This window comes from Brevundimonas sp. A19_0 (assembly GCF_017744255.1).
GTDB lineage: Bacteria > Pseudomonadota > Alphaproteobacteria > Caulobacterales > Caulobacteraceae > Brevundimonas.
The window spans coordinates 1-7398 of sequence record NZ_JAGHQP010000035.1; the positions used below are offsets into that span (position 1 = coordinate 1).

Annotated in this window: 11 protein-coding genes; 5 read left to right on the plus strand and 6 right to left on the minus strand. The window is 70.1% G+C overall.

All coding sequences use genetic code 11. The annotated features are described in order from the left end of the window. Window positions 1-332, plus strand: a 332-nt coding sequence (locus tag J7346_RS14735; RefSeq protein WP_245157922.1) for a sigma factor-like helix-turn-helix DNA-binding protein, incomplete at its 5' end; no start/stop codon positions are given. Continuing rightward, the gene (locus J7346_RS14740; protein ID WP_209120729.1) at window positions 329-700 is read left to right on the plus strand and encodes a DUF6768 family protein; all 372 of its coding nucleotides are present in this window, start codon (window positions 329-331) and stop codon (window positions 698-700) included. The genes J7346_RS14735 and J7346_RS14740, both read left to right, overlap by 4 nt. Window positions 701-706: 6 nt before the next feature. Here J7346_RS14740 and J7346_RS14745 read toward each other — a convergent pair whose 3' ends face one another. Further along, complete coding sequence (locus tag J7346_RS14745; RefSeq protein WP_209120730.1) at window positions 707-1345, minus strand: SCO family protein; 639 nt, start codon at window positions 1343-1345, stop codon at window positions 707-709. Window positions 1346-1428: 83 nt separating this feature from the next. Between J7346_RS14745 and J7346_RS14750 the strand changes: the two genes are divergently transcribed. Together J7346_RS14750 and J7346_RS14755 are read left to right on the plus strand one after the other, a co-directional pair. Next, window positions 1429-2934, plus strand: coding sequence for an ActS/PrrB/RegB family redox-sensitive histidine kinase (locus tag J7346_RS14750; protein ID WP_348521521.1), 1506 nt, complete (start codon window positions 1429-1431; stop codon window positions 2932-2934). 54 nt (window positions 2935-2988) lie between these two features. Continuing rightward, window positions 2989-3543 (plus strand): ActR/PrrA/RegA family redox response regulator transcription factor, encoded by a 555-nt coding sequence (locus tag J7346_RS14755; RefSeq protein ID WP_209120731.1) that lies wholly within the window; start codon window positions 2989-2991, stop codon window positions 3541-3543. A gap of 3 nt (window positions 3544-3546) precedes the next feature. Here J7346_RS14755 and mmcB read toward each other — a convergent pair whose 3' ends face one another. From mmcB to thpR, 4 genes are all read right to left on the minus strand, one after another. Continuing rightward, window positions 3547-4002, minus strand: coding sequence for a DNA repair putative endonuclease MmcB (gene mmcB / locus J7346_RS14760; protein ID WP_348521522.1), 456 nt, complete (start codon window positions 4000-4002; stop codon window positions 3547-3549). Window positions 4003-4046: 44 nt separating this feature from the next. Next, on the minus strand, window positions 4047-4613 hold the full coding sequence (locus J7346_RS14765) for a lipocalin family protein (protein ID WP_245157923.1): 567 nt from the start codon (window positions 4611-4613) through the stop codon (window positions 4047-4049). Window positions 4614-4676: 63 nt separating this feature from the next. After that, window positions 4677-5243: a GNAT family N-acetyltransferase gene (locus tag J7346_RS14770; protein WP_209120732.1), complete on the minus strand. Its 567-nt coding sequence runs from the start codon at window positions 5241-5243 to the stop codon at window positions 4677-4679. Further along, window positions 5240-5779 carry an RNA 2',3'-cyclic phosphodiesterase gene (gene thpR / locus J7346_RS14775; RefSeq protein ID WP_209120733.1) on the minus strand — a complete coding sequence of 180 codons (540 nt, stop codon included), beginning with the start codon at window positions 5777-5779 and terminating at the stop codon, window positions 5240-5242. The genes J7346_RS14770 and thpR overlap by 4 nt, the downstream gene beginning before the upstream one ends. 128 nt (window positions 5780-5907) lie before the next feature. Here thpR and J7346_RS14780 point away from each other — a divergent pair, with 128 nt between their 5' ends. Then, window positions 5908-6654, plus strand: a complete 747-nt coding sequence (locus J7346_RS14780; protein ID WP_209120734.1) for a Bax inhibitor-1/YccA family protein — start codon at window positions 5908-5910, stop codon at window positions 6652-6654. Between the two features lie 154 nt (window positions 6655-6808). On the opposite strand, the gene J7346_RS14785 is transcribed toward J7346_RS14780, so the two are convergent. Then, entirely contained in the window at window positions 6809-7153 is a 345-nt protein-coding gene (locus J7346_RS14785; RefSeq protein WP_209120735.1) for a DUF2794 domain-containing protein, read from the minus strand. Window positions 7154-7398 lie beyond the last annotated feature (245 nt).

Consider the following 7398-nt stretch of genomic DNA (forward strand, 5'->3'; position numbering starts at 1 on the left):
TGACGCGGCGGGCCCGGCGGCTGGGCGGGCGGCGGGGTCTGGACCGGGCGCGGCAGGCGCCGCTGGACGACGGTCTGGCGGACGCCTCGGCCGGGGGTGAGGGTGAGAGCGGGGGCCGGCCCGATGTGCTGGCCCGACGGACGCTGCAGCGGGGCATTGAGGCCCTGCCGCCCGACCAGAGGGCCGCGCTGGCGCTGGTCTATCTGCACGGGCTGAGCGTGGCCGAGGCGGCCCTGGCCCTCGAGGCGCCGGAAGGCACGATCAAGACGCGACTGATGCATGCGCGGCGCAAGCTGCGTGATCACCTGATTGAGCAAGGAGTGAGACCATGACCGACGATATCGACACCCTGATCGCCCGCACGCTGGGGGAAGAGGACCGCGCCCTGCTGGAGCGGGCCGGGGCCGAGCCGGGCTATTTCCGGCAGATCGGGGAGACATTCACCGGGCCGACCGGTTGGATGAATGTCGTGCTGCTGGTCACCCAGACGCTGCTGTTCATCGCCGGGGTCTGGGCCGCGTGGCGGTTCTTTCAGGCCGGGGAGGCGCTGGAGGCGCTGCGCTGGGGCCTGCCGGCGGCGGTGCTGATCCTGTCGTCGCTGATGCTCAAGCTGTCGATCTGGCCGGCGATCCATGCCAACCGGACGATCCACGCCCTGCGGCGGCTGGAACTGCAGCTGGCCCTGCGGCGGCAGGACTGACCCGGGTCAGCCCCGGGCCATCACGCGGCGGACGATGTCGGCGGCGGTCTCGGGGCCGAGTTCGTAGTTGAGGGTCTGGCGGGCCTTGCCGTCCGGGCCCATGAGCCAGATGGCGAGCGAGTGGTTCATCGTATAGGCCTCGCCCGAGCCCGAGCGGCTGTAGAAGACGTCATAGGCGTCGGCGGCGGCGGCGACCTGTTCCGTGGTGCCGGTCAGGCCGATGACCCCTTCGGGAAAGCCGTCGGACGACAGATAGTCCTTCATCACCTGCGGCGTGTCGCGCTCGGGGTCGACCGAGATGAAGATCATCTGCAGGTCGTCGCCCTGGGGCCCCAGTTCGGTCTTCAGCGCCTGAAGGAAGGCCAGGGTGGTCGGGCAGTAGTCGGGGCAGTAGGTGAAACCGAAGAAGACCAGGCTCCACCGGCCGTCCAGCAGGGTCTGGTCGACGGTCTCGCCGTCCTGGTTGACCAGGGTGAAGGGGCCGCCGGCGGTGGGCTGGCCCTCCACGCCCGCCTCGCGCGCCTGACCGGCGGTGCCGGCGTTCGTATCGCCCCGCCCCTGCACCACGATCAGGGTGACGAGCGCCAGAGCCGCGGCAATGCCCAGACAGGCGGCGGCCAGAACAATGGTGGTCTTGCGCGGCATGGGGCCTCCGGAACAGGTGCGGCGAACGATTGCGGCGACGCGGCGTCTCGCCCCGCGTGTCGGCCCGGGTCTATAGAGGGGATGTGGAAACGATAGAAGCCGATAAAGGGCCGCAGGGGCCGGGGCTGAAGGGGTGGCGGAACCTGCCCCGGCGCAGTCGCGGCCTGTCGCTCAGGACGCTGATCATCCTGAGATGGCTGGCGATCACGGGCCAGAGCGCGACCATTGCGGTGGCCACCCTGGGCTTTCACTTTGACCTGCCGCTGCTGGCCTGTCTGACGGTGATCGCGGCCAGCGTGGCCATGAACCTGCAGGCGACGCGGCGGTTGAAGCGGCCCGATCCGCCGGTGGCCGACGGGGGGCTGACGGCGGCGCATCTGGGCTTCGACATCCTGCAGCTGACGCTGTTGCTGGGGTTGACGGGAGGTTTGCAGAACCCCTTCTGCCTGCTGCTGGTGGCGCCGGTGACGGTGGCGGCGGCGTCGCTGCCGGCGCGGCAGGCGATCGTGCTGGGGCTGATGGTGCTGCTGGCGACGGTCGGACTGTTCTTCTGGGCCCTGCCCCTGCCGTGGCAGGCGGGGACCGAGCTGAACCTGCCGGCGCTGTACCGGTTCGGGATCGGCCTGGCGCTGGTGACCGGGGTGGTGTTCACGGCGGCCTATGCCTGGCGGGTCGCGGCCGATGCCGAGAAGCTGGAGCTGGCGCTGGCGACCACCCAGGACGTGCTGCAGCGCGAGCAGAGGCTGGCGGCGCTGGGCGGGCTGGCGGCGGCGGCCGCGCATGAGCTGGGCACGCCGCTGGCGACCATCCAGATCGTGGCCAAGGAGCTGAAGCGCGCCTTTCCCGCCGATGCGGCGGCGGCCGAGGATGCGGCCCTGATCCTGGAACAGGCCGAGCGGTGCCGGCTGATCCTGAAGCGGCTGTCGCAGCGGCCCGAGGACGGCGATGCCCTCTACGATGACGTGGACCTCAAGGCCCTGCTGGAAGAGGTGGCGGCCCCGCACAAGGGCTTCGACCTGGATTTCCGCATCGTCGTGCGGGTGGCCGACGGCAGCCCGCCGCCCCGCATCAAGCGCATGCCCGAGGTGATCCACGGCCTGTCGACCCTGGTCGAGAACGCCGCCGACTTTGCCACGCGCGAGGTGCGGCTGACGGCGGCGGTCGATGCGGGCTGGATAGAGATCGAGATCGCCGACGACGGGCCGGGCTTTTCGCCCGACATCCTGCCGCGGCTGGGTGAGCCCTATGTGACCTCGCGGCCGCAGGGCAAGGCGCGGCGGGCGCTGGCCGCCCAGATCGCTGCCGCCGCCATGCCGAAGGGCGCCAGAAAGCCGCGCCGGGGCCGGGCCGCGCCCGAACCCGCGCCGACCGAAGACCTGATCGCGCCCAGCCAGGGCGGCATGGGCCTGGGCTTCTTCATCGCCCGTACCCTGCTGGAGCGCTCCGGCGGGCGGGTGTCGGTCGGCACCGGGGCGGGGCCGAAGGGCAAGCCGCGCGGCGCCCGGGTCGCTATCCGCTGGTCACGGCAGGCGCTGGAGCCCATGCTGGCGGGCGATAGCCATGCCGAAGTGTCGCAGGGCACCCCCTGAACCTTGACCGAACGGCGTCCCGGGACGACCTGAGGGGGGTTGGAGAGACAGATCATGACGGATACCGACCCTCGCATCACCCGGCTGGATGACCGTTCGCTGCTGGTTCTGGACGATGACAATGCGCTGAGGACCCGGCTGGGCCGCGCGCTGGAGGCCCGGGGCTTCGAGGTCGCGACCGCCGCCTCGATCGCCGAGGCCCAGACCGCCATCGCCGCCCGCACCCCCGCCTTTGCCGTGCTGGACATGCGGCTGGAGGACGGCAACGGCCTGAAGATCGTCGAGGCGATCCGCGAGCGGCGCGAGGATGCCCGCATCATCATGCTGACCGGCTATGGCGCGATCGCCACGGCGGTGGCGGCGGTCAAGGCCGGGGCGGTCGACTATCTGCAGAAGCCCGCCGACGCGGATGATGTGGTCAAGGCCCTGCTGGCCACCGGCGACGCGCCCGAGCCGCCCGACAATCCGATGAGCGCCGACCGGGTGCGCTGGGAGCACATCCAGCGCGTCTATGAACTGTGCGACCACAATGTCTCGGAGACGGCACGGCGGCTGGGCATGCACCGGCGGACCCTGCAACGCATCCTGGCCAAGCGGGCCCCGCGCTAGACCTCAGAAGGGCCGGCGAAAGGCCGCCAGTCGGCCAAAGGCGATGGTCAGGGCCTTGCGGCGGGCCGGCGCCAGCGGCCGGGGCCCCGAGTCCCGCAGGATGGCCCCGCCGAAGTCGTCGGCAACGATCAGTCCCACCTCGTCCGGCAGGATGTGGTGCGGAAAGCCGGTCGAGACCGCGAAATAGAACCGGTCACAGAAGGGGGCGTAGTCGCCCCATTTGCGGTCGCAGCGATAGTCCTCAGCGCTCGATTTGACCTCGCAGATGACGATCTCGCCGCGCGGGCCCAGCGCCATGACGTCGGCGCGACGGCCGTTGGGCAGGGCCACCTCGACGAGCGGCGCATGCCCCAGATCGACCATCAGCCGCGCCACCCCGCGCGTCACCCGGCGGGTGGTCTCGGGGCGGGGGCCTTCGACCGGCGACAGGCTGAGCGTGAGGAGCGGCGTGGCAGACACCCCACCACTATGTTCCACCTATGTTCCGCATTCAAGCGGGGCGGTCAGCGGCCCGTGTGGACCGTGCGGCTGGTGTTGAAGCCGAGCTGGCCGGCGCGGGCGACCAGGCGACTGCGCTCGGCGGCCGAGGGGCTGGCGCTGCGGTGCCAGATCCACCAGTTCGACTTGTCCGGCAGCCCCATGATGGCCCAGCTGTAGTCGGGGGCGTGGTCCCAGACCCAGTAGTTCTGGCCGGCCAGTCCGCCGAAGCTGAGCAGGCCGGTCAGGGTGAAGCGGAATTTGGCGTTGGTGGCCGTATCGGTCACGCGGGCGTTGGCGCGCAGGGTTTCGACCTCGCCGTCCGCGCGGCGCGTGCAGGTGACCGTCAGGCCATAGCGCCCGGCGCGTGACTGGGGCGTGAAGTCGATCTGGGCGCGGCTGCAGTCCTTCTGGACATTGTTCGGATTGCGGACGACCTCGAACCAGCGACCGTCGAAGCGGTCGAGGTCGACATTGGTCGCCTGGGCGAAGGCGGGGGTGGTGAATGCCAGGGCGGCGACCGCGACCGGGGCGGCGACCGCGACCGGGGCGGCGACCGCGACCGGGGCGGCGAGCATGCGCGACAGGGACATGGATCTTTCCTTCAGCGGCTGAACCGTCGCGGCAGTTACGCTCTGAGGGGGCGTTCGGTTGCCTCAGGGTCGGCTGCGCGCCGCCCAGTCGGCCCGGGTCTGGCCCCAGAGGTCGACGCGGACCTCCTCGAACGGGGCCGGCAGCCGGGTCGGGCCGCGGTTCACCGACCCCAGCCGCTCGGCCAGCACCTGTGACGGGCGGTTGTCAGGGTCGATGGAGTGGACCACCTCGTCCCAGCCCAGAATGTCAAAGGCATAGTCCATGCTGGCGACCGCCGCCTCCATGGCATAGCCCTTGCCCTGGGCGTCGGGATGCAGGCCCCAGCCGACCTCCGGCCCCGGCCAGCCCTCGGGCTGCCACGGGCCGATGCGGCCCAGCCACTGGCCGGTGTCGCGATCCAGCACCGAGAACATGGCGACCCCGGTGAGCGCCCAGGCGCCGGCCATGGTCATCAGCCCGCGCCAGACGGTGGCGCGCGGCTGCACCCCGCCGATAAAGCGGGCGGCTTCGGCGTCGGCCATCATCTCGGCCCAACGGGGGAAGTCCGACATGGCGGTCGGGCGCAGGATCAGGCGTTCGGTCTCTATCCACGGGCCGGGGGCGACATCGCCGGTGTCGGCATGGGTCATAGGGGATACTCCTGTTCGAGCCGGTAGGTGCCGCCGTGCGGACCGGTGACGCTGGACCAGAGGCCGAAATGGTCCAGCCGGAAGGGCGGGGATTGCAGAAGGTTGTGGCCCTGGACCCAGGCGCCCACCCGATCGGGCCGGGCGTCGCCCTTGAGATAGGCAAGGGTGACGTGGGGGTGATAGGTGCGGCGCGGCGGATTGAGGCCTGCCCGGCGGCCTGCGGCCTCGCATCGGGCGGCCAGCTGATGGAGGGCGTCATTTGGGGCCACCCCGGCCCAGACGGCATGGGCGCGGTGGCCGTCGCCGAAGGCTCCGACGCCGGACAGGGACAGGGTCAACGGTCCGCGCCCACCGGCACGGGACAGCTCGCCGTCCAGATCGTCAGCCTGTTGCCGGGTGAGCTCGCCGTAAAAGCTGAGGGTGATGTGGAGCGCCTCGACCGGGCGCCAGGCGGCACCGGGCAGGCCCGTCTGACGCCGGGTGAGGGTTTCGGCGATGTCGGGCGGCAGGGCCAGGGCGGTGAACAGGCGCAACATGCGACCCTTGGTAGCGGGCCGGATGCGGCCCTCCAAGCCCGGTTTCCCTTGCGTGAGTGACAGGCGCTGACGATATTCAGTCTCAAGGCGGCGATCAGCCGCAGACGATCAGCGGGAGAGACGCGCGAATGAACGAATTCCGGAACACGGCACGCCCCCTGCCGCAGACCGCCGACATGTCGGTGGACGCAGGCCTGCGCGCCTTCATGCTCGGGGTTTACAACAAACTGGCCCTGGGTCTCGTGGTGGCCGGCGCGCTCGCCTATGTGACCGGCACGGTCGAGGCGGTGCAGCAATATTTCTATGCCACCGGCCCGGATGGGCGGATGAGCCTGACGATGATCGGCATGGCGGTGCAATTTGCGCCGCTGGTCCTGCTGTTCGGCTCGATGTTCATGATGAAGAACCCGACGGCGCGCGGCGTGAACCTGCTGTACTGGGCCGTGGTGGCGACGATGGGCGCCTCGCTGGGCTGGGTGTTCCTGGTCTATACGGGGGCCTCTGTGGCCTCGACCTTCTTTGTGACGGCGGCGGCGTTCGGCGGGCTGAGCCTGTACGGCTACACGACCAAGCGCGACCTTTCGCCGATGGGCACCTTCCTGATCATGGGCGTGATCGGCCTGATCATCGCGAGCGTCGTCAATATGTTCATGAACTCGGGCACGCTCTACTGGATCATCTCGGCGGCCGGGGTGCTGCTGTTCTCGGGCCTGATCGCCTTTGATACCCAGCGGCTGAAGATGACCTATTACGCCACGGGTGGTGACCGGAACGCCCTTGGCGTCCTGACCGGCTTTGGCGCGCTCAGCCTGTTCATCAACTTCGTGAACCTGTTCCTGTTCCTGCTGCGCTTCATGGGCGCCAGCCGCGACTAGGGCAGCTTCCATAGCGCTATGCTCGCGTCGCGGACGCTCGCGGCTTGAGCGGACTCTTTTTGAGCAGCGCTATGCTCGCGTCGCGGACGCTCGCGGCTTGAGCGCAGGACCTTCAAGGGCCCCGGTGGAAACGCCGGGGCCTTTTGCTTGGGGGTCAGTCGATCACCTGGAAGCGCCGGGCGTCGAAGACGCGCAGCACCTGGGCCAGGTCGCGGCCGCGCTTGAGCACCTGCCCGCCCTGACCGATCACGGCCCACTGGCCCTGACGGGTCTGGAGCGCGGGGCGCTTTTCGATCCGGTAGAGCGGGGCGTCGCCCGAGCGGGCATAGACGGCGAACTCGGCCACATCGGCCCCGCCGGTCATGCTGTAGTCGCGCCAGTCCCCGGCCGCGACCAGCCGGCCATAGACCCGGAGCAGCTGGTCCAGCTCGCGACGCGCGAAGAAGACAGGAACGCGCCCCGCCGGGGCCGTCGAAGGATCGTGGGAGGCGCCGCTCATACCGTGAAACCTAGTATGCGAAGCGCGAAAGACCAGAGGGCCCCCTGAAGCGCGCGCGGCGCCGGCGCGACCCGAAAACCATGACTATCGGAAAAAATGCAGGGGCCACGAAAACGCCCCCATTTGGTCCTTCGCGCGCCCCCTTGCAGAGAGACAAGGACACATCGGCCCGCTGGAGCCCGGAGCGATCCTGGATCCTGAACAGCCCCCCCAGCCCCCCGGGTTCCTCCCCCCAAGGGTTTCAG

Excerpts from the sequence above, each read along its gene's own strand:
- J7346_RS14740 (WP_209120729.1), top strand. The coding sequence starts at position 329 with ATGACCGACGATATCGACACCCTGATCGCCCGCACGCTGGGGGAAGAG.
- J7346_RS14745 (WP_209120730.1), bottom strand. The coding sequence starts at position 1,345 with ATGCCGCGCAAGACCACCATTGTTCTGGCCGCCGCCTGTCTGGGCATT.
- J7346_RS14755 (WP_209120731.1), top strand. The coding sequence starts at position 2,989 with ATGACGGATACCGACCCTCGCATCACCCGGCTGGATGACCGTTCGCTG.
- J7346_RS14765 (WP_245157923.1), bottom strand. The coding sequence starts at position 4,613 with ATGTCCCTGTCGCGCATGCTCGCCGCCCCGGTCGCGGTCGCCGCCCCG.
- J7346_RS14770 (WP_209120732.1), bottom strand. The coding sequence starts at position 5,243 with ATGACCCATGCCGACACCGGCGATGTCGCCCCCGGCCCGTGGATAGAG.
- thpR (WP_209120733.1), bottom strand. The coding sequence starts at position 5,779 with ATGTTGCGCCTGTTCACCGCCCTGGCCCTGCCGCCCGACATCGCCGAA.
- J7346_RS14780 (WP_209120734.1), top strand. The coding sequence starts at position 5,908 with ATGAACGAATTCCGGAACACGGCACGCCCCCTGCCGCAGACCGCCGAC.
- J7346_RS14785 (WP_209120735.1), bottom strand. The coding sequence starts at position 7,153 with ATGAGCGGCGCCTCCCACGATCCTTCGACGGCCCCGGCGGGGCGCGTT.